Origin of the sequence: Methylocystis sp. H4A (assembly GCF_015709545.1) — a bacterium.
In the GTDB taxonomy this organism is placed as follows: domain Bacteria; phylum Pseudomonadota; class Alphaproteobacteria; order Rhizobiales; family Beijerinckiaceae; genus Methylocystis; species Methylocystis silviterrae.
This window is the reverse complement of sequence record NZ_JADNQY010000023.1, coordinates 13,831-35,294: the sequence shown is the minus strand read 5'-3', so window position 1 is coordinate 35,294 and position 21,464 is coordinate 13,831. Positions and strand designations below refer to the sequence as shown.

Annotated in this window: 22 protein-coding genes; all 22 read left to right on the top strand. The window is 61.7% G+C overall.

Going from position 1 to position 21,464, the window contains the following annotated elements; genetic code table 11:
• The first annotated feature begins 9 nt into the window (after positions 1-9).
• The 22 genes from IYW40_RS09265 (at position 10) to IYW40_RS09155 (ending at position 21,086) form a co-directional block, all read left to right on the top strand.
• The gene (locus tag IYW40_RS09265; RefSeq protein ID WP_196400388.1) at positions 10-5,481 is read left to right on the top strand and encodes a glycosyl transferase family 36; all 5,472 of its coding nucleotides are present in this window, start codon (positions 10-12) and stop codon (positions 5,479-5,481) included.
• A gap of 22 nt (positions 5,482-5,503) precedes the next feature.
• Complete coding sequence (locus IYW40_RS09260; protein WP_196400387.1) at positions 5,504-6,691, top strand: acetate/propionate family kinase; 1,188 nt, start codon at positions 5,504-5,506, stop codon at positions 6,689-6,691.
• Between the two features lie 201 nt (positions 6,692-6,892).
• Positions 6,893-7,798, top strand: a complete 906-nt coding sequence (locus IYW40_RS09255) for an outer membrane beta-barrel protein (RefSeq protein ID WP_196400386.1) — start codon at positions 6,893-6,895, stop codon at positions 7,796-7,798.
• A gap of 96 nt (positions 7,799-7,894) precedes the next feature.
• The gene (gene fabG, locus IYW40_RS09250) at positions 7,895-8,680 is read left to right on the top strand and encodes a 3-oxoacyl-ACP reductase FabG (protein ID WP_196400385.1); all 786 of its coding nucleotides are present in this window, start codon (positions 7,895-7,897) and stop codon (positions 8,678-8,680) included.
• Between the two features lie 1,069 nt (positions 8,681-9,749).
• Positions 9,750-11,018 carry a site-specific integrase gene (locus tag IYW40_RS22240; RefSeq protein ID WP_196400384.1) on the top strand — a complete coding sequence of 423 codons (1,269 nt, stop codon included), beginning with the start codon at positions 9,750-9,752 and terminating at the stop codon, positions 11,016-11,018.
• A 71-nt stretch (positions 11,019-11,089) separates the two neighbouring features.
• A complete protein-coding gene (locus tag IYW40_RS09240; RefSeq protein ID WP_196400383.1) occupies positions 11,090-11,671 on the top strand; it encodes a hypothetical protein in 582 nt (193 codons plus the stop codon).
• The gene (locus tag IYW40_RS09235) at positions 11,668-11,937 is read left to right on the top strand and encodes a hypothetical protein (protein ID WP_196400382.1); all 270 of its coding nucleotides are present in this window, start codon (positions 11,668-11,670) and stop codon (positions 11,935-11,937) included. Before IYW40_RS09240 ends, IYW40_RS09235 begins: the two co-directional genes overlap by 4 nt.
• Positions 11,934-12,074 (top strand): hypothetical protein, encoded by a 141-nt coding sequence (locus tag IYW40_RS09230; RefSeq protein ID WP_196400381.1) that lies wholly within the window; start codon positions 11,934-11,936, stop codon positions 12,072-12,074. Before IYW40_RS09235 ends, IYW40_RS09230 begins: the two co-directional genes overlap by 4 nt.
• 169 nt (positions 12,075-12,243) lie before the next feature.
• On the top strand, positions 12,244-14,160 hold the full coding sequence (locus IYW40_RS09225; protein ID WP_196400380.1) for an acyltransferase family protein: 1,917 nt from the start codon (positions 12,244-12,246) through the stop codon (positions 14,158-14,160).
• A gap of 458 nt (positions 14,161-14,618) precedes the next feature.
• Positions 14,619-15,161: a hypothetical protein gene (locus tag IYW40_RS09220; RefSeq protein ID WP_196400379.1), complete on the top strand. Its 543-nt coding sequence runs from the start codon at positions 14,619-14,621 to the stop codon at positions 15,159-15,161.
• 330 nt (positions 15,162-15,491) lie between these two features.
• Positions 15,492-15,749, top strand: coding sequence for a hypothetical protein (locus tag IYW40_RS09210; protein WP_196400377.1), 258 nt, complete (start codon positions 15,492-15,494; stop codon positions 15,747-15,749).
• On the top strand, positions 15,746-15,973 hold the full coding sequence (locus IYW40_RS09205; protein ID WP_196400376.1) for a hypothetical protein: 228 nt from the start codon (positions 15,746-15,748) through the stop codon (positions 15,971-15,973). The genes IYW40_RS09210 and IYW40_RS09205 overlap by 4 nt, the downstream gene beginning before the upstream one ends.
• Positions 15,974-16,050: 77 nt before the next feature.
• Positions 16,051-17,025, top strand: coding sequence for an AAA family ATPase (locus tag IYW40_RS09200; protein WP_196400375.1), 975 nt, complete (start codon positions 16,051-16,053; stop codon positions 17,023-17,025).
• Positions 17,026-17,467: 442 nt separating this feature from the next.
• Positions 17,468-17,779 (top strand): hypothetical protein, encoded by a 312-nt coding sequence (locus IYW40_RS09195; RefSeq protein WP_196400374.1) that lies wholly within the window; start codon positions 17,468-17,470, stop codon positions 17,777-17,779.
• Entirely contained in the window at positions 17,776-18,267 is a 492-nt protein-coding gene (locus IYW40_RS09190) for a hypothetical protein (protein ID WP_196400373.1), read from the top strand. The genes IYW40_RS09195 and IYW40_RS09190 overlap by 4 nt, the downstream gene beginning before the upstream one ends.
• Complete coding sequence (locus tag IYW40_RS09185; protein WP_196400372.1) at positions 18,264-18,584, top strand: hypothetical protein; 321 nt, start codon at positions 18,264-18,266, stop codon at positions 18,582-18,584. The genes IYW40_RS09190 and IYW40_RS09185 overlap by 4 nt, the downstream gene beginning before the upstream one ends.
• Before the next feature lie 74 nt (positions 18,585-18,658).
• Entirely contained in the window at positions 18,659-18,832 is a 174-nt protein-coding gene (locus IYW40_RS09180; RefSeq protein ID WP_196400371.1) for a hypothetical protein, read from the top strand.
• Positions 18,829-19,278 (top strand): hypothetical protein, encoded by a 450-nt coding sequence (locus IYW40_RS09175; RefSeq protein WP_196400370.1) that lies wholly within the window; start codon positions 18,829-18,831, stop codon positions 19,276-19,278. Before IYW40_RS09180 ends, IYW40_RS09175 begins: the two co-directional genes overlap by 4 nt.
• Position 19,279: 1 nt before the next feature.
• Positions 19,280-19,879: a terminase small subunit gene (locus IYW40_RS09170; protein ID WP_196400369.1), complete on the top strand. Its 600-nt coding sequence runs from the start codon at positions 19,280-19,282 to the stop codon at positions 19,877-19,879.
• Positions 19,876-20,586: a hypothetical protein gene (locus tag IYW40_RS09165; protein ID WP_196400368.1), complete on the top strand. Its 711-nt coding sequence runs from the start codon at positions 19,876-19,878 to the stop codon at positions 20,584-20,586. Before IYW40_RS09170 ends, IYW40_RS09165 begins: the two co-directional genes overlap by 4 nt.
• Before the next feature lie 2 nt (positions 20,587-20,588).
• Complete coding sequence (locus tag IYW40_RS09160) at positions 20,589-20,849, top strand: hypothetical protein (RefSeq protein WP_196400367.1); 261 nt, start codon at positions 20,589-20,591, stop codon at positions 20,847-20,849.
• A 69-nt stretch (positions 20,850-20,918) separates the two neighbouring features.
• Positions 20,919-21,086, top strand: a complete 168-nt coding sequence (locus IYW40_RS09155; RefSeq protein WP_196400366.1) for a hypothetical protein — start codon at positions 20,919-20,921, stop codon at positions 21,084-21,086.
• Positions 21,087-21,464: the final 378 nt, after the last annotated feature.

The window sequence follows — 21,464 nt, the reverse complement described above, 5'->3', positions numbered from 1 at the left end:
AGGAAATCCATGGCCGTCAATCGCGGCGAATCGGACGTCAACAGCGCATTGTTCGAGCGCATCATGATCGGCATGGGCTTCGCGGTCTTTGCGGCGCTGGAGGCGGCTGGCGGCGGCGAGCATGCGATCGTGGCCGGGTTTTTTGCCGGGGCGACGATTTTCGTGCTCCGCCGCTCCTCGGAAAGCGCGCGCCAAGCGGCCGACTTCGCCGTGGATTTCCTCGCTGTCGCGACTTTTACGCTGCTGTGCGACCGCGCCGGCCTGTTGTGGCGATCGCCGGAAACCTTCGCCGAACTCTTTCGGCTCTCGCCAGTCGGCGCGGCGACCGCCACCCTTCTCTACCTTGCCGGGGTCGTCACGCTGAGAGCGCGTTCGCGCATGGCGGTGCGCGCAGCCCTTTTCGTTTTGCCGTTGCAGTTCAGCCTGTTGATCGCTCTCGGCTCGCCGCCCGTCGCCCAGATCGGCGGCGCGCTGCTCCTTGGCCTCGACGTTCCGGAGGCCTTCAGAAAAATCGTCGGGCATACGCTGATCCTGTTTCTGCTCAACGAATCGATCGTCGTCGGCATCCCCCTCGCGCTCGGTCGTTTTCTGCCCCGACAATGGCGTCCGCATAGCATTCTGCTCGCCTCGGCCTTCGTCGCTTCGCTGACGCCCTATATCGCGACCTCGGTCTCGTATTTCGTCGCGCCTTATTTGCCCTATCCGGTGACGGCGGTGGTCGCGACGGTGGCGGCGGCGCTCGCGCAAGCAGGCTTATGGGGCCAAACCTATCTCGTGACCCAGGCGATGGCTGGCCTTTTGCGCGCGACGCCGTCCTTGCAGGTCGTGGTGTTCCATGATTGGCGGACCGGCGCCGAAAAGGGCGCCGTCTATGGCTTCGTGTTCATGGCGCTGCTGCTCGCGGTCGGACTGGTCGTGTCTTTTGCGCCCGCCGTCGCCGTCATTTCGGCCTCCGGCCCGATCGGCGGCGCGCTGATCGGCGCCGCGCTTTTTCCGCTCGCGCGCGCGATCGTGGAGAGCACCGATTCGACTCCGTCCTTCTTTGCGCGCGTCGAAGAGCTCTATCTGCATCCCTCCAACTATTTTCGCGGCGCGGTCGCTGGCGCGGCCATCGGATTGGCCCTGATGATTGGGCTTCCCGAGGCGAGTGGGAGCGGGCGGTTTCTCTTCGGCGCGGTCGCGGGAGCGCTCGCCTATGCCGGCGTCGATGCGGCGTTTGATTTCGCGGCGCTGACGCAAGGGCGCCGGCAGCATCTGCGCAGTTGGCGCGTCTATTCGCTGGGCGCGCTTCTCGGCGCGCTCGTCGCCGGCGCCGTCGCTTGGTATCTCGACGCGGGACAGGTCGAGAACATCACGGCGAAATTCTTCGCCTACACGTCGCTCGACTACGGCGCGGACGGACGCCCCATCACCGAATATGTCATTCGACCGCTCTTCTCGAAGTGGGGCGCGACGGATCTCGGCAGAGTCGACGGCGGCGTGAGGCTGCTGTTCGACGAGTCGCTCTCGGGCGTCATCCAATGGGTGTTCGCCGCGCCGCTCTTTTCGATCAATCTCTTCTTCCTTACGGCGCTCGTTCAGCGCAGCCTGCAGCCGCTTCGCCAACTCGCGAGCTGGCAAGGCCTCGACATGCTCATCGAAAACGCCGTGCGCGTTTTGCGCTGGGGCCTGTGGATGGCGCCGGTGATCTATTCCTTCCTGAAAGCTTCGCCCGACCCCGCCTGGTACAATCAGGACGGACTCATCCGCACCGGCGTCGCGAGCTGGATGAGCTACATCCTGCCGGACTCGGATTTTCGCGCCTGGAGCCTTGATATCTTCACCGCGCTTCTCGCCTATGACGCCCTGCGGGTGCTGATCTGGTTCGACCACATGGGCCTGCGCGTCGCGACGCTCGTCAATCTGTCCTTCGTCGGCGGCGACGTCGCCGATGAGAAAGCCGCGCGCTTTCTTGGAAAGGCGCAAACAAGCCGTGCGATCCCCGAAGGCATCCGTCGCTTTGGCACTTGGGCGCCGCTGCTGTTGCCCTTCTATATCCCGCGCGGCGCCGAATGGGACAAGGCGTGGAGCGCCGCCGAGCAGATGTCGCAGACGCGGCCGCCGTCCTACGCCTATCTTGTCAGCGGATATCTGATCTACGCCGGCATTGTCGCCTTCGGCCTTGTCCTCTTCCTTCTGGGACGGCTTGCGCGCGCGCAGAAAGTGACGATTGAAGGCATTACCGGGGCCGGTGGCGTGCCGGGCTCGCGGCCTTTGAAACTGACCAACGGGCTGATGATCAGCGAGTGGTTTCAGGACGGGCAGGGGGCCATGCGCGTTGAAGGCGTGGCGCGCGGCGGCCCTCCGATCGACTTGACGCGACGCCCGGACGATCACGCCCACCCGCGCGGACGTTTCCTTTTTCTGCGTGAAGACGGCGGCGAGCTATGGTCGATCGGCGAGGCGCCGACGCGTTGCAGAGCCACTCAGGCGTCGCTCACCGACGCCGGCGAGAACTGCCTGTTCTTCATGGCGGAGCGCAACGGATTCGCGATCGAAGCGAGCGTTTCGCTCGCCGCCGACGAAGCGGTCGAGATTACCCGACTGAAGATCGTCAATCTTGAGCAGCGCCATCGTAAATTGATGCTCGCATCGCTGCGTGAATGGGTGCTCAACGAGACCGGCGTCGAGCTTCGCGACGCCGCGTATAACGCGATTCACATCGGCACTTGGTACGTTCGATCGCTGAATGCGATTTTCGCCCAGAACCGTTTGCTTAAGGGCGGGGCGCGGCGCCAATCCGATCGCCGGCTGTCCCCGGAGATTGGCTTTCACGCCATCGGCGCCGGCGCTGACGCGAAGATCTCCGTCGTCGGCTATGAGGACGTGAAGTCGCGTTTCTATGGAATGGGGTCGACCTATGCGCCGGACAGCCTGCTTGGACTGGCGGCGCCACGTGATCCGAAGGACGAAGGTCTGCTCTATGGCTTCGAGCCCTGCGCCAGTCTGCGCGTCGAAGTCGAACTCGCGGCCGCCGGCGCGACGGAACTGATCATGGTCGACGGCTGGGCGCGCGACATGGGACGCGCGACGGATTCCATTGCACGGCATCTGGGGATCGCCCCCGTCGCGCCTGAGACGCTGAACAAGGCGTTGTCACGCCGCCGCGGGCTCATCCTGCCTCCCCCGCCCAAGAAGCCGCGCTACGCCTTTTCTCAAGACGGCCAAAGCGTCACGCTGGCGCCCGGGACTCCGCGTCCTTTCGGCCACGTCATCGCCAATGCCTTCGGACAGGGCGCAGTGCTCACGAATGACGGCGAGATTTTTTCCTTTCACGGCAATTCGCGACTGAACAGCTTCACCCCGTTTCGCATGGGCGAGGGGCGCATGGCGCCGGCCGGGCAAAGGATCTACGTCTATGATCTCGCCCGAACCGACGCGCACAGTCCGACCTTCGTTCCACTGCGCCGTCGCGACGCGGAATATCAGGTGACGTTTTCGCCGGGCGTCGCCGTCTATCGTTCCGAGCGTGATCATCTTCAGCTCGAGATGACGGTATTCGTCAGCCCCACGCAGCCGATCGAGTTCAAGATCTTAAAGATCCGCAACAAGACCGACCATGAGCGTCTGCTGCAGATCACGCCGTCAATGGAGATCGTATTGGCGGAAACGCCGAACGAAAGTCTCGGCGTGCTGGAATCGATCATCGACGAAAATGTGCATTCGATCTACTTCCGCAATCCTCGCAACAATTTCGTGCAAGGCTGGGCCTTTGTGACGACCTCGATACCGGCGGAATTCGCCGAGACGTCGCGTCGCCGCTTCTTGGGGCATGAGAGCCGCGACCCCTACCTGCCTTACATGGTCGAGCACGGCCATCCGGACGCGGGCGCGCCCGCGCATGAACGGAAAGTCGCCGCGTTCAGCGGCGCGATCGACGTGCCGGCGGGCGAAGAAGCCGTCGTCGTCGTGGCGCTCGGACAGACGACCACGATCGAAGACGCGAAGCGGCTCGCCGATTATGCGCGCGATCCCGACCACGCCTATGCCGAACTCGAGGCGAATGCGCGCGCATGGGACGATCAATTGTCCGTATTGCGCATCAAGACCAATCGTCCCGAGTTCGACCGCCTCGTCAACGACTGGCTGCCCTACCAATTGCTCGCCGCGCGCCTGTGGGGACGCACGGGTCCTTCACAACGTTCCGGCGCCACCGGCTATCGCGACCAGCTGCAGGACGTCATACCCCTCATCCATCTCGCGCCCGAGCGCGCCCGCGCTCAAATTCTGCTGCACGCCGCGCATCAATATATCGAGGGCGACGCCTGCAAATGGTGGCATCGCGCGCCCAATGGCGGCACGGGCCTCGCGGACCGCACGCATGCGTCGGATCCGCACTTGTGGTTGCCGTATGTGACGGTTCGCTATGTCCGCGGGAGTGGAGACTACGCCATCCTCGACGAGGTCGAGACCTTCCTCGAGGCGAGTCCTGTCCCGAAAGATCAGGAGGGCGAAGCCACCGTGCCGCTGACGTCGCGCGACAAGGATACGCTGCTCGGACACTGCGCGCGCGGCATCGACTGGACGCTCGACCGTTTCGGCGCGCATGGCCTGCCGCTGATGGGATCGGGCGACTGGGACGACGGCATGAATCTCGTCGGCGAGGAAGGCCGCGGCGAGAGCGTTTGGCTTGGCTTCTTCCTGCACGGCATCCTCCTCGACATCGCGCCGCTGTTCGAGGCGAAGGGCGACGCCGACCGCGCCGAGCGCTATCGCGAACGCGCCGCGAAGCTTCGGACCGCGCTGGAGAGCTGCTGGCGCGGCGATCGCTACATCCGCGCCTACGCCGATGATGGCAAGGAAGTCGCGCCGATGAGCGCGATGACGTCCTCATGGCCGACTCTGGCGCGGGCCGTCGACGCCGCGCGCGGCCGCGAGGCGATCGAGAACGCCTTGGCCGTTCTCGGTCTCGGCGATCGCGTATTGCTCGTCCATCCGCCTTTTGACGAACACTCGCAGCCTTATCCCGGGCGCAGCGCCGAATATCCGCCGGGCGTGCGGGAAAACGGCGGCCAGTATTCGCATGGCGTGTCCTGGTTCGTCGACGCGCTGGCCAAGCTCGCCGCGCAGGCGCAACAGGACGGCGACTCGCGCGCCGCCGACGAACTGTTTCGCAGGGCCTTTGAGACATGGCTCGCGATCTCGCCGATCTCCAAGCTCGCGACGCCTGCCGCCGCCGACATCTACGGGTTGCCGCCGCATCAGCAGCCGGCCGATGTCTATAATGGCGAGGGCTATGAAGGGCGAGGCGGGTGGAGCTGGTACACCGGCGCGGCGGCCCGCATGTTGTCGGCCGCATATGCGCTGCTTGGCCTGGAATTCGAGAACGGCGAGTTGCAGCCGCGCCCGGACGCCTTCCATCCCAAGGGCGACCTGCGGCTGGAGCGCGTGGTCTACCTTGGAAAGACGTTCGAAGCGGAGAAGCGTCGCCGCGTTTGGTAGCGTCCTGGAGGCGTGAGGGGATATGGCCGATCGCGTCGTCACGCTTAACGCCGGGTCGTCTTCGGTGAAATTCGCCCTGTTTGCGGCGGACGCCGACTGGCCGCGGCTGATCGTTTCTGGCGCGGTCGAAGGGCTCGGCGCGAAACCGCGCTTTCGCGCCGCCATTGTCGATGGAGAGATAAGCGACAGGCCGCTCGCCGCCAAACTCACGCACAGGCAGGCGATTGCAGCGATCTTCGAATGGATCGAAGACGCTTACCCGGCGGCGGCGGTAAGCGCGATCGGGCACAGAGTCGTGCATGGCGGGCTGCGCTTCGCCGCGCCGGTCATCGTGGATACGGAAGTGCTCGCGGAGTTGCGCCAACTCATTCCGCTGGCGCCGCTGCACCAGCCGCACAACCTTGCCGGAATCGAGGGCGCCAGGGACGCCTTTCCGCATGTGCCGCAGGTCGCGTGTTTCGATACGGCTTTCCACCGCGGACACGCCTTCGTCGACGACGCCTATGCGCTTCCCTATTCCTACTACGAGCGTGGGTTGCGCCGTTTCGGATTTCATGGGTTGTCGTACGAATATATCTCCCGGCGCCTCCGCGCGATCGATCCGATCCAGGCCGAAGGCGGCGTCATCGTCGCGCATCTTGGCAATGGCGCGTCGCTTTGCGCGATGAAGGGCGGGCGTTCGATCGCCACCAGCATGGGCTTCTCGGCGCTGGAAGGCCTGCCCATGGGCACCCGCTGCGGACAGATCGATCCCGGACTGCTGCTTTATTTGCTCCAGAGCGAGGGCATGACGCCCGAGGAGCTGTCGCATCTCCTTTATGAACGCTCCGGGCTCCTTGGCCTCTCCGGCGTCTCGCATGACATGCGCACGCTCGAGGCGTCCCAAGAACCCCGCGCCCAAGCCGCGATCGCCTATTTCATTCATCGCATAAAAGTGGAGATCGCGGCGCTCGCGGCGGCGATCGGCGGACTCGACGCGCTCGTATTTACGGCCGGAATTGGAGAGCATTCGCCGCGCGTGCGCGCCGGCGTGGTCGAGGGCCTCGGCTGGCTGGGGCTGACGCTCGACGCGGCGGCCAATGCGCGCAACGACCTGGTGATTTCGGCGCCCCAATCGCGCATCCCCGTGTTCGTGACGCCGACCGACGAGGAAGCGATGATTGCGCGCCACACGATTGAAACGGCAGGATTGACGGCTGCGGCCAGGTGATTGCGACGCGGCGCGCGGCGGTCGCTGCGGCAGGAGCAAATGGAATCGCTCTGGCCAATTCCAAAAGAAATTGCTGTTGCAGAAAAGGCACATCCGTCGCGAAACGGCGTAAACGCGCGGTCGAAGCGATAGGTTCGAATTGCGAAACGCCTCTCGCCTTGCTCATTTGCCCTCATTCTGGAGTTCTTCACGGCGAGGACAATGATGGCCCATAAATTCTTGACAGGCGCTGTTCTGGCGTTGGCGTTCGCAACGGGATCGGCGCTCGCCGCAGATTTGCCCTCCCTCAAGGCGCCGCCGGCCTATCTTCCGCCTCCGCCGCCGATGTGGAGCGGGTTCCATGCCGGTTTGAATGCGGGCGGCGCATGGAACGCAAGCACGGGGACCAACTTCGCTTCGGCGCCCTTTCTCATCAATGGCGCCGGCAATGTCCCGTGGGCGGCGGCTGCAGCCATCGCAGGGACGGGCAGCGTCGCGACGAATGGCGCCGGTTTCATCGGCGGCGGCCAACTCGGCTATGATCTGCAATTCAACGGCGCGTTTCTCGCTGGACTAGAAACGGACATCCAGGGCGTCGCCGGCTCAAACGGCGCCGCCGCCGTCGTGACGCTCGCGCCCACGCCGGCGCCGGGGCTCAACCTGCTGACGAGCGCTGCGAGCGGCAAGTCGCTTGATTTTCTCGGCACCGTGCGCGGTCGGCTCGGCTATCTCGTAACGCCGACATTGCTCGCTTATGCGACCGGCGGACTGGCTTACGGCCAGGCGACGTCCACCACGAGTTTTTTCCAACACGTGCCGAATGATTTCTCCGGTTTTTTGTTGCTCGGCGCCAGTCAGGGACGATTTTCGCAAACGCGGGTCGGTTGGACGGCCGGCGGCGGACTGGAATGGATGTTTTGGCCGCAATGGAGCGCCAAGATCGAATATCTCTTTTACGATCTCGGCGCCGCCGCCTATCCCGTCGCGATCACCACCGATTGGCAGATCACGAACCTGTTGTTCGCGAACGCCACTCAAGCGCGCACGCGCTTCGACGGTCATGTCGTCCGCGTCGGCCTGAACTACCACTTCAACTGGGGCGCCGCGCCTGTCGTCGCGAAATATTGATTACCTCAGCGGGAGGCGCAGCGTCTCCCACAAGGAATGACCGGGGCGGAGCTCCGCGCAGCATCTAACCTCGCAAGCCGAGAGGGGCCTCGTCATATGCTCACTTCAATCGCCGGTCGGTCGGTCATCGTCACCGGCGGCAGCCGGGGCATCGGCCGTGGCGTCGCGCGTGTTTTTGCAGCCAAGGGAGCGCAAGTGCTGGTGGTTGGCCGTGACCTCGTGCAGGCCGAGGCGACGGCGGCGGCGATTCGGGCGGAAGGGGGGCGCGCCAGCGGGTTTGCCGCCGATGTCGGCGCTCCGGCCGATGTCGAGCGGATGGCGGCCGCGGCGCTCGAGCGCCAGGGCGGCATCGACATTCTCTGCGCCAACGCCGGCGTCTTTCCGGCTGCCCGTCTGATGGAGATGACTCTGGAGCAATGGAACGAGGTGTTGTCCACCAACCTTGCCGGCGCCTTTCTGAGCGTGCGTGCCTGCGTGCCTGCGCTGGCGAGCAGCGGTCGGGGGCGGATCGTGCTCACCTCTTCCATCACCGGCCCGATCACCGGCTATCCCGGCTGGACGCATTACGCGGCGAGCAAGGCGGGACAACTCGGCTTCATGCGCACGGCGGCGCTCGAACTGACGCCGTTCGGAATCACCATCAACGCCGTGCTGCCGGGCAATGTGCGCACCGAAGGACTCGACGCGCTCGGCGAAGACTATTTGGCGCAGATGACGGCCTCGATCCCACAACGCCGGCTTGGGAGCGTCGAGGACATCGCCTACGCCGCGCTGTTTTTCGCCAGCGACGAAGCCGCTTATATCACCGGCCAAACGCTGGTGATCGATGGCGGACAGGTGTTGCCTGAGTCGCTGACGGCGCTGCAGGAGATGGGGCAGTGAGCGGCTTTGGCCGCAACGGGCCGCGGACTTGGTTGAGTTGATCGAAAGGCCATCCCAAGTATGCTGACAACTATGCTGACAGCGCGGTTTGGCAGACGAGGGGCTCCGGGTCGTCGCAAGAGAAGGCCCTGACCGGTGAAGCATTGCAGGGCGGCTTTGCGCGTTACTTTATGCATCCTCGCCGCAGAGGAATCCCGCAACGATCAATGGCCTCCAGCGCAAGCGCCTGTCCAATGGCGGATGCCTCGCGCGGCTTCGACTGCGCTATTGGTCTGGAAGCAGTTGCCGACGTGGTGCATGGCGGCGCCTGCATCCATCTCTGAGGGCGCCAGGGCGTAATAATCAGTATAGCGGGCTTGCGCTCGCGCCGCCCGGCTTGCGGCCGCAGTCGGCGCAATTGAGGCGCTCAGAACGGCGACGATTGCAAAGGCCAGGGTTGCTGGCTGAAGGATACCGCTTTTGTCCATTTCATTCCCCTGCATCAATGGAAGCCTGCCACTTCCGTGATCAATGTGAGCCTACTGAATAATCATGCTGCACAATAATTATTCACAAGCTTCTGCTGAGCTAAAGGGCCACGCGGGGAAAAAATGGTGGAGCCAGTGCTGGCGGGGCAGGTCATCCGAAGATCGGCAAATGACAGAAGACTTCGCCCAGTCAGACGCTTAGCGAGTGGCGGCGGGTTCGACTTCTTGGACGACTCTCGACTTCCGGCGTCATCGCCCTCGCGAGGGCGGTGGCGATCCCCTTGCCGATTCCCTGGGCGACAGCCTTTGCGACCCTCGCGCTAGCGGCGCAAAGGTCGGGAGTGCCGAAACACTCGATGGGGAGCGGCGAGTTGGTGGCGGCGTGTCATCGAATAGGATGATGCGCCACTTGAACTCTTTACGAGAAAAAATTGAGTTTATTGGTGCCGCTTGAGGGCACCTAACTAATGTGCGAGACTGTTTCAGGCTGTTTGCCTAAACCCAATAACTTTGCGGCTTATGAACGCATAGCGTCTTCCCTTGTCCGCCGTCGTATGTCATAATCCACGTCGATTTGTGGGACCAACCGTGGGACCGGTAGGGTGGGAAAGCTCACGGACAGGACGGCGCGGAGCGTAGGGCCGGGCAAGCATGCCGACGGCGACGGCCTCTATCTGGCCGTCTCGCCTGCCGGCGGCCGGAAATGGGTTCTGCGCTATCAGATGGACGGAAGGCGTCGGGACATGGGCCTCGGTCCCTATCCCGAAACATCGCTTGCCGCGGCGCGGATGGCGGCGCTCTCCGCCCGGACCAAAATCGCGCAGGGCGTTGACCCTCTGGCCGCGCGGGAAGAAGCCCGGAAGGCGTCGCGGCCGATCCCTACCTTTGCCGATATTGCTAAAGATGTGATCGCAGAGGCGCAGGCCAGGACGAGCAACGCCAAGGTCGCCTATCAGTGGGAACGCCACCTCGGGCCGGCCTATTGCGGGCCGCTGCTGGCAAGGCCGGTCAATGAGATTACGACGAGTGACGTGGCGGCGGTCCTCAAGCCCGTCTGGCGCAGCAAGCCGGAGGTCGCCCGCAAGCTCTATCCCGCCATCCGGCGCGTTTTCGAAAGCGCCCGCATCGTGCTTCGTGACCAGCACGGCCTTCCCATAGACAACCCGGCTCGGTGGGACGATCTTAAAGCGCTCGGGTTCAGCGCTCCGACGCAATTGTCGCGCGGCCGTCACCCGTCCTTGCCCTACGAGCAAATGGCGGCCTTCACAGCGGCGCTTCGCCAGCGAGACGCCATAGCGTCGCGGCTGCTCGAATTCCTGATCCTGACGAATGTGCGGACAGGCACGGCGCTCAATGCCGAATGGCGCGAGTTCGATTTGGACGCGCGCGTCTGGACGATCCCTCCCTCGAAGCTGAAGGACAAGAAACACCGCAAGGAGCCGTTCCGCATTCCTCTCGCGCCCCGCGCCGTCGAGCTACTGAAGGAATTGGAGGCCGTTCGGGTCTCGCGCTTCGTCTTTCCGAGCGCGACCGGCAAGCCCCTAAGCACTATGGCGATGCTGGTCCTGCTTAAGCGGATGAACAGCGGCGAGACGAAATGGATTGATCCCGCGAACGACGGCAAGCCGATCGTTCCGCACGGTTTCCGGGCGACGTTTCGGACGTGGTGCGAGGAGGTTGCGCGCTTTCCTCACGCCGTCGTCGAGGAGGCGATGGGCCATGTTGTCGGGACGAGCGTCGAGCGCGCCTATCGCCGGACGGACGTTCTGGAGCAACGCCGTCACCTGATGGAGCAATGGGCGGCGCATTGCGAGCCGCGCTCCGCCGACAATGTTCTCAAGTTTCAGAAATCGGGCGGAGGGACCGCCTGATAAGCGGCCGGGCGAGGCGCTGCCGCGCCAGACCCGGCCTTACCACAGCGCGAAGGATAGAGGTTCGCATCATGGCTACGCACAGCATTATCACAGGTTCGCCGACGCGGGCGCCGACCGACCCCCTAACAGGTGCGTCAGATTTCGTTGTCGAGGCAATCGCCGAGCTAAAGCGCCGGGAGCGCGCCGTCTGCCGAGCCAGCAACAAATTGGAAGACGCGTCGGAAAAGGGCGCCGAGAGACTAGGCCGCCGTCGACCCGTCGAGCTGATCGTCTGGCGCGACTATCACATCGGCGGAAGCGAAATTGATCGCATGCGGGAAAGGCTGCTTGCCGAGCCGGACGCGGATGCAGCGACGATCGAAGCCGAATACGCCGATGCGAAGAAACGCTACCGTGCGACCGCACGAGCCGCTCGGCAGTGGGACGAAAAGGCCGGTATCGGCGCTCTTGCACGCCAAGTCGACGAAGCATGGGAGCTCCTTAGAGAGGCTCGCGCGTGTCTTGCGCGGGCGGAGCCGACAACGCCGCAAGGCGCAGCGGCGCTCGTTTCCTACCTCTACCGGGAGATCGAGGGCCATGTAGACGAGTGGCAGCGCCGCGCACTTAAGACCCTGTCCGCCACTTTGAAGGGCTGGGAGGCTCGGTCATGAGCAACAAGCAAAGGAAATTAGAACTTGTCGAGCCCGCGCGCGAGCGCCTCATGGATAACACCCATTGCGACCAATTGTCGGACATGAAAAGCCGAATCTATGCGCTACATCTCGCCATCTGCGGCGTTCAGCACGATCTCCTCGATTCATCGGCCGGGCCGGCATTAATCCAGCTTTCCATGGATATCGCCGAGCAAATGGACGCGATATATGAGGCGTTCACTGCGGAGTTTAAACTGCGCCGCGTGGAGAAGGGTTTGGCATGAACGCTCCCGCAACCATCCCCCAGCTTTTCGTCCGCGTCTGGCGTATGAGACTCGCGCGCTCGGCGATGCGCGTCTCGCGGGCCTTCGATGATCTAGCCGAATGGCTCCTGCCCGAGGATTTGCGGCGAGGGCTGTGAGCGCCTACACTTTCAGCATGTCGGCGGTTAGGGATCTCGGACAGAAACGCCTCGATTGCGGGTTGGCGCGACGGGGCGTTTTTTTCTTGCCCATGAACATCACAATGAAGCGCATCATTCTAGCCAAGTTTGCTGCGCAAATTCCGACGGGACCAGACGAAGGACACTAATGAATACTCGCCACATTAAAGAGATTGACGGGTTGCGAGCGTTGGCAGTTGTTAGCGTAATCATTTTTCACTTCGACAAGACAGCTCTTCCCTTTGGTTACCTAGGCGTCGACGTTTTTTTTGCCATCTCTGGGTATGTCATCACCAGATCTATAATTTTGCAGATTGATTCTAATTCGTTCAGCTTGAATGTTTTTTTTATGCGCCGGATCAAGCGCCTTTTCCCGGCATTGGCGGTGATGGTGACGGCTTCCGTCCTCCTATGCGCAATGCTTATTCCTCGGAGTAATGGCGCAATAAAGACCGGTTTTGCCGCATTGTTCGGTATGTCTAACGTTGCTCTATGGGTGTCAGGACAAGACTATTTCGGGCTTTCGACCGAGTGGAATCCGCTCACACACACTTGGTCGCTGGGTGTTGAGGAGCAATTCTATCTTGCCTTCCCGATTTTGCTTCTGATGCTGTATCCAAAAAAACGCCTATTGTTGGCGATTCTTGTGACTATAGGCGCTATCAGTCTGGTCGCCTATATTTTCACTTGGGACAGATGGCCAATAGCGGCCTTTTATCTCCCCGTTTTCCGATTTTGGGAACTGCTCGCAGGAGCACTCGTCTATTTTTTAAGCCGGCATATTCCTCGCACCGCCGGAGAGACATATCGAAACGTCGCGCTTTATGCTGTGATGGCCGCAGTCATCCAGATCATGCTTTCGACACGTGTGGCGGAGAACGTTGCGACAGTCCTCTGCATACTGTCAGCCGGGACTCTACTCTTTTTATGTAGTCAGCTGGGGCGGCCTAATGCGTTGCTCGTTCATGAGACAACTCAGTTCGTCGGCAGGATTTCGTACTCGCTATATTTATGGCACTGGCCCGTCGCTGTTTTCGTCAAACTCGTGGCTCCCGTGGGATGGTCTCTTGCAGCCTATGTTCTTGCGACTACAACTTTGTCCATGGCGTCTTTTTACTTAATTGAACGACCGCTCCGAAATGCATCATGGAGCCTGACCCGCGAATCAGCGCTAGTGACATTTCCAACAATGACAGCGGTTGCGACCTCTATTGTCGCGCTCTTGTGGATAGCTCGTCCCGTTTTATTCAGAGGACCCGTCACTATGCTCGAGCGTTCCTTTCTCGAAAGCAACTCTTGCCATATGCCAGGTCCAGACGGCTTAAACACGTGCCTGAGAGCGGGAGCCCCGAATGGGTCGATATGGTTATTCGGCGATTCCCATGCTGGAAATTTTCTTCCTCCGCTCAGAGTCGTGAGCGAACGCGCCGGTCGTCGGTTGCAACATCTGACTGGGCGTTCGCTTTTCCTGTCTATGATCGATCAATGCGACAGCCGCACTTGTCCAGAAGGGGGCGCGGAAGAATTAATCGCCAGAATGGCGAAGGTAGGAGAGAGAAACGATATCGTCGTTTTGAGCTTCGCGAGAGATCGCCTATGGGCTGGAGACGAGATCGCTAATCGATTTTCGGCATCGCTCGAACGCTTTGTCGATCAAATGAATATCCTCGGGTTCAGAGTCTTCATTATAAATGATATCCCACGAGTATGCTCAAGCGAAGGAGAATATTTTTCTTCTGTTGTGCGCCGCGATGCATGTCTTGTAACTGCGATCGATTCGCGTAACGCGCGTCAACCATTGTCAAGAATTTACGAGAGAATCGAGAGAATTGGCCTAGCAAATGTGATCGATTTTCATGACGAGCTGTGTGAGCGGCTCACCAACGGGATACTTATGTGCAGTAATTGGAAGAGCGGTCAGCTTCTATATATAGATGCATCGCCACATTTGACCTCTGATGCGAGTTTGAGGCTTGCTGATGTTTTGCTTGAAAATCTACGGCTCGATTTGGATGCTTCAGGTGTTGGTAATACAGAGCTTGAGACCAGATTGAAGGGGCACTAGACCGTCTGCGCTATAATACCGGTTTAGTCTACTGGCTAAATTTAGCCGAAACGCTAATGAACCGCGTCAATGATCGAAGAGGCCACCCGCTTGATGCTATCCCATGATTGAACGCCGAGGAATGCGAGCGTCACCAGTCCGATCACCGCGGCCTTCCATATCCGCGACCGGGGAAGGCGACGGGCAGAACGAGCCTGAAGAAATTGCCGAGGATGCCATGGAGCTATTGGGCAAGGGCAGCGGGGCCTCATCCTCTCGGCGAGGCCGCAGACCATTCTGATTTCCAGCGCCGCACCGCGCTGGCCGAAGGCGCGAAGGCGCGAAGCCCTACCGCTTGCGTGATTCATCGCCCGCCCCCACATTGTCGACCGACAGGGATAGGCCGGCCAGCTGACAAGCCGAGAAAGCATCGCTCGGTTTCCCTGCGCTCAATTTCGATGCGCGCGAGATGCAGCGCGATGGGTGGATTGAATCAATTATCTGGACGCGCAAGGGCGACGAGCAGTCATGATCGCTTTGGTCTCCCAATTCGGACGACGATTTTAGATGTCTCGGGGGAGAGCGCCGAGCAACGAGCCGCAAGAATAGCGGCAACCGAGGCGTTTGCCCGCGAGGCCGCCTTGGCGGTGCTTTACCAAGTCGGAAGGAAAGAGGCTCTCCGTCTGTTTACGAAAGCCTTAGAAGATCCAAAGCTAGGTAAGCGGCCCGAGAAAGAATTTAACGACCGCCTGCTGGCCGAACATGATCGTCAGATAGCCAACGGCGTGAAGCCGCATAAGGCTGTGTCGGAGGTAGCGAAGCTGATCGTCCCTCCACATGAAGACGATGAGGCTATTAAGAGGCGCATCCGTCGTTTGCGAGTGGATCGCGAGAAAGAGCGCGCGAAGACGGAGCAGGAGCGCGCCAGAAAAGAGTTGGAGAGGGAAAAAAGGATTGCTGCGGGCGCTTATCGCGGGACGTTCTTAGGTAGGGCTCTAAGCGAGCCAAAAACGGACAAATAGGAAAAGTCGCAACCTGTCCGTGACGAGTCCGTCCGCCTACCGCCATCATCCATCCGTAGCCGCACCAAACCAGACGCGGCGAAGGAGTTGCGGATGGAATCAAGACCGGAAACCACTGACCGACAGGCCGGCATTGCGGCCTACGGGGCGCTAGACGCTTTCAAGCCGCGCGCTCGACGTATCAACGACGCATGCGCAGCCCTCGGCGTCAGCCGCTCGCATCTCTACAACCTGGCGGGCGAAGGAAAACTCCGCCTCGTTCGGATTGGCAATCGGACGGTTGTTCCCGAGTCTGAAATCGACCGCCTGCTCGGGGAGGTCGCTTGAACCATGGCCTCCAAAACATCGAACCCGGCCACGCGGGCTGACGCGGGCCGGGCTCGGGAATACATCGCTGTGGCGGCGAGTGTTCCTGAGTCTAATCAAGCCCGCTCAAACTTTCAACCGATCTCCGTCGCCGACGACGCTGTAGTCGCCGATTTAACGGCGCGTCGCATCGCGTGGATGATCGCTCGTCATGGCGTTGCCGAGCCGATGGCGCGTGTTCTGGCCGATCTCGCCTTCACGACAGTGGAGGCAAGGCAATGAGCGCCCGTCTAAGCCCTGAGCGCGATCAGCGCTTGCTCGCGCTTGATTTCATTGCCGAGCTTGGCGATCAGCTTGTCATCACCGGAGCCGCAATCGCCGCTGCCGCGAGCGCCGAAAACGTCGGCGTTATCGAGGTTGCGCTGCGCCAGGCGCGCGCCGTGGTCGTGGACGCGATTGGCGAATTCAAATCGCTCCCGCCCCAAGAAGACGGGGGCGCGCTATGACAATCCAAACGACGGACAGTCTCCGCGCTTCCGCGCTATTTCGAGGAGCGCAAGAGGAATATCGACGCGAGCATGAGGTGTCGGCGCCGCGTTCTGGCGCTTACGATCCACCCGGCGAGTTGCTGCGCGTGTCGCTGCCGGAGCCGGAAGCCGCGGGGGGCTTCGTTCCCGCCTATACAAAAGGGCTCCTGGCGCTTACCGGCGCTGAATTGCTGAAGCGCGAATTTCCTGCGCGTGAGTTTCTGATGTCGCCATGGTTGCCGTCGAAGGGCCTGGCGATGATCTTCGCCGAGCGCGGGATAGGAAAGACCTGGGTTGGACTGAATATCGCCCATGCCACGGCCGGAGGCGGTTCATTTCTCCGCTGGCGCGCGCCCTGTCCCAAGCGCGTCGTCTATATCGACGGCGAAATGCCGGCGGCGATGATCAAAGATCGATACGCCACGATCGTCGCCGGCGCAGACTTCGACGCGCCCGAGGATAATTTCCGGCTCGTAGCCGCCGACCTTCAACAGGACGGGTTGCCGGACCTGGCCGATCCTGGAGCGCAGCGCTTCTACGCCGCCGAGATCGCCGACGCCGACCTTATCGTCGTCGACAATCTTTCGACCGTGTGTCAGGCGCTCCGGGAGAATGAAGCAGACTCCTGGGGACCTGTGCAGGCGTGGGCGCTACGTCAACGCGCCGCCGGCAAATCGGTCGTGCTGATTCATCATGCCGGCAAGGGCGGTGGTCAGCGAGGAACGTCGCGCAAGGAAGACGTTCTAGACAGCGTGATCTCACTCAAGCGGCCTGTCGACTATGACGCCTCCGAAGGTGCGCGCTTCGAGGTTCACTTCACGAAGTCGAGAGGCTTCTTCGGCGACGACGCTGCGCCATTCGAGGCGCGACTGATCGAAGACCGATGGGAGACCGGCGAGATTGTCGTCGACGACAGCGCCGAGACCATCCGCACGCTGAAAGAGGGTGGCGCGAGCGTGCGAGAGATCGCCGACCGGCTCGGCATGTCCAAGTCGTCGGTCGATCGGAAGCTGAAAGGAGGTCGCGAATGAGCCTCCGCGAGCTGGCCAAAAAGCATCTGGCGAAGACCGCCTGTCCCATACTGTCCCAGCCGGGACAGTATGGGGGTGTCCCAGCGGGACATAACGGCTCAAACCCATATTCTTCTAGGGGTTCAGCTGTCCCACGCTCTGTCCCAAGTGGGACAGCAAATCGGGACGCTGAGACAGTCTGTCCCGCTGGGACAATGCGGGACGGTGGGACAAATAGGACGCTTGGGACAGTTGGGACAAGTGGGACAGTTGGGACAAGGAGCCCGATTTATGATCCCGCCCGCCTTCAGCGCGAAGCCGATAGCCGGAACGCTGCAGCCGCACGGGATGGGATAACCGACCGCTTCTGCCGCTGCGGCCATTTGGCGGAATTCGCCTGGCTCGGCGATGACGGTCGCGACGTGTGGATATGCGGCGAGTGTCTGCCGGTAAGGGGGCGCGCATGAACCGCCGCCGCCTCCCAAATCGCCGCGCGGGCGATACCATCGGCTTTGAATTTCGCGGCGCTGCCTATACCGCGACCTTCTCCCGCTTCCCCGATGGCCAACTGGCTGAAGTCTTCATTGATTGCCAAGCCAAGGGGGGCACGCCGCTAGATAGCGACGCCAAGGATGTTGCTGTCGCTTTGTCGCTCGCCCTGCAATTCGGGACACCCGCTGAGGCCATCCGCAGCGCGCTAACTCGCGAGGCCGATGGAACGCCCGTAGGCATTGCGGGGGCAGTTCTTGATCTTATCGAAGGTGGCGGCCAATGAACGTCATCGGAATCGACATAGGCGCGAAAGGCGCGCTGGCGCTGCTCTCGCCCGATGGCGAGCTGCTCGAAGTCGCCGACATGCCAATCCTGCGCGACGGCCTCGCCAATCGTCCGAACGTGAACGCGCCGCTTCTGGCGAGCATCGTTCGCCGCTGGCAGGCGTCGCAGGCCTTTGTCGAATACGTCGGCGCGCGCCCCAAGGAAGGCGCTACAGGGGCTTTCGCCTTTGGGAGGTCTAAAGGCGTCATCGAAGGCGTTTGCGCCGCTATTGAGCTTCCTGTGGCCTTCCTGACGCCGCCAGTGTGGAAACGCGCGGTGGGCATTCCGCCGGGCAAGGATGGCGCAAAGGACGCGGCGCGCTCGGAAGCCATCCGGCGATGGCCGGGCCATGCCGAATTGTTCGCGCGCGTCAAAGACGATGGGAGGGCGGAAGCGGCGCTGATCGGGCTCGCTGGCTTATTGCGGGAAGCGAGGGTCGCGGCATGATTGAGGAAGACCACGTCCTGCGCCCGTTCGACGCCTCCGAAACGATCCCCGTCAGCATCGCGGCGACAATCGCGGGCGTAAAGCCGAGAACGATTCAGCACTGGTGCGTCGTCTATCGCATCGGCCGCCGGATCGCGAATGGCCCATGGCGAGTTTCGCGTCCCGCGCTTCAAATGCTGCTTGACGATGATGGCGAGGCGCTGCGCCTCTATCACGCTGGAGACCGAACGAGCGAACGCGTGCGCCAGTATTTTCGGCGAGCGCAGACAAAAACTCCGCAAAGTCCGCAAAACCCGCAAGCACTGCATGGCGACTAAGAATCGACGCGCCTATGATTCCGTTCATGTCTTCGCCCAACACAAACCAAACCGCCATAGCGCTTGCCTGCGTGATGGACGCCGCCCTGTCAGCGATCGACCCGAGCGGCGTGTCTTTGCGTCGGGCGTGCCGCCACCTGAATGACGGCCTTCGGTTCGCCGAGCAAAACGGCGAAGCCAACAATGCCGCCGCCGAGATCGTGCGCGGATTGATCGCAAACCTAGAGGAAATGGAGACATTAAATTGACTGACACGCCCGCCTTGCTTCAACGCCGCTTCGCCCTCGCGGAGCATATGCGCGCCATTTACTTCGTGACGGTCGAAGAAAGCATAAAGCCCGAGGATATGTTGCGTCCCGATTTCTGGCGGCACGTCGCCTCGCAACTAAAGCCGTATGACCTGATCGAAGTCGCCGTCGATTCCTGCGAGTGGCGTATGGAGCTTCTGGTCTGCGATGTCTGGCATTGTGGCGTTCGCGCCGTCGAGCTGAGCCGCTTCGATATGACTGGCCAAGAGGAAGAGGATCAGAGCGTGGGCGATGATCTTCGCGTCAAATGGCGCGGTCCCGTCAACAAGTGGTGCGTCGTCCGCACTTCCGATGGCGTCATTCTCAGAGCCGGTCTCGAGACCAAGAATGTGGCGCTGGAAAATCTTTCGGCTCTCGCAATCGAGCGGGCGCCCATAGGGAATTGAAATGCCAGTTCTGGAGAACCCCCGCCACGAAATCTTCGCCCGAGAGATCGCCAAGGGCGCCTCTCAGCGCGAAGCATATGCGAACGCCGGTTATGAGGGCGACGAGCGCTCCATGGACGCGAACGCCGCCCGGCTGATAGCTGACGATAGGGTTGCGATAAGGGTCCAGGAAATCCAAGCGGCAGCGGCCAAGCGCGCCGAGATCACGATAGAGCGCACCCTGCTTGAACTGGCCAAGATCGGCTACGCCGACATTCGGAAAGCCGTCCGATGGGGCGAAGGAATCGCCATTAAGGACGCTGAAGGCAATGAGGCCATCGGCAACGGCGTCGCCATGCTGGATAGCGCCGAGATCGACAACGACACGGCTGCGGCGATTGCGGAGGTCGCGCAGACTCGCGACGGTATAAAGATCAAGTTCCACGACAAGCTCGGCGCGCTGGAAAAGATCGGCAAGCATCTCGGCATGTTCGTCGACCGCCATGAGCACTCCGGGAAGGATGGCGGTCCTATTGAGACTGTCGATCTTTCTCCGCTAGAGGCGGCAAGGCGAATTGCATTCGCCTGGGCGAAGGGCGAGCGGGAGTTGGATGGGAAATGAGCGGGCTTGAAATTGCGGCGGCCGGCGCCGGTGTGGCGGGAACGCTGCTCGGCGGCTATGGCGAGTATAAATCAGGGATGGACAGCGCAGCGGCCATCGACGCCTCGCGTCCGTATGATCTGATCAACGCCACCAATCGCGCGCAGGGATTGAAATACGCTGCGGACACGGCGCTCGCCGGGTCGCAGCGCCAGGCGCAGGCGCGGTCGCAGGATAAGGAGCTGTTGCTGTCCAAATCGCGGGCGCTCGCTGCAGCTTCCGGCGGCGGGGCGCAAGATACGAGCGTCATCAACCAAGAGGCGCTCATCGAGCGGCAAGGCGAATTCTACAAGGCGTTGGAGATGTTCGGCGGACTGGAGCAGTCCAACCAGCTCAATTACGAGTCTCAGAACGCCTTGCTGGAAGGCGTGAACACTTACAACGCCAAGGGCGTCGCGGCCAGCCGTGCGCGCAGTGCCGCGCGGATGCAGGCGGTAGGGACGCTTTTGCAGGGCGCCGGTTCAGAGATCGACAGGTATAATAACAACCGGAGACGGTTTCCAACCTTTGACAAGGAGATTTCCTTCTCAGAAGCGAACTTGCGCGGCGCTGCGGTTGAGGCGGAATATGCGCACCGTGATCTTGAGCGCGAAAACGCGCGCTTGCGCCGGCGTTCGCTCCGGGGTCTGGGTGGGCGGTATTCGTCAATATACGATTGGGAAGACTAAAGGTGGCGAAGCCGAAAAAGCGGCCCTCGCCGTTCGAGAGCGCCGAATCCAAGGAAGCATTCCGGCAAGCGCTGCGATCCGCCTTCGCAGCGAACCGGGCGCTTCTCGACTTCACCGAAAGCGTCCTACACGACCACCCCATCATTGAACCTCTGGACGCGATCCAGAGGGCCGCTGCGGCAGCGCACGATGCTGAAGCGGCCTGGGCCTACTTCCTGCGGCTCTCCCACAAGAGCTTTCCCGACAAGGTGAGTCTTAACTGAGCGGCGAGCCGATGCGCTGAAGACAAAGCGTCTGCCTCCCATGAGATCGGCGGCTACAATCTCGGCGTTATGAGGCGCGCGCTGTTCGGCGCCGGCACGCCGAGGGAGGCCGCAAACGTCAGATTTGCGTTCCTGGTCATCATTCCAGCCGCCGACATGATCGCATTCGTGATCCTCGCCGCGTCCGACGCGGAGACGGCGGCGCTGATCGTCGCCGTAACATGCGAAGCCGACTGATCAAATCGCGACATTTTCACCAGCTGTTAGATCAGAGTGGCTAGCTCAGTTTTTAGCGGCGTCGCACGGGAACGTTTCCTTGAGCGCTTCCACAGCAATCGTGGGGACAGGGTATGAGCCAGACGCACTATGTCGGCCCATGTATTCTGATAGAACATCTACTAGAGTCTTCCCGCTCATCGGTAACTTCCCGGGGGCGCAGTAAACATGTCCGCCAGTGCTCGAATATACCTCCGCGTCCATTGCTATGATGCCCATCACCATCCCGGTCGCATATCCCTGCACCAATTTGTTATTGTCGTAGGCTTGAACCAGTTGTTCTGTGGTGAGCGGCCCGGCCGGCCACCCTTGCACTGGAAACATAGACAGAACTGCGGC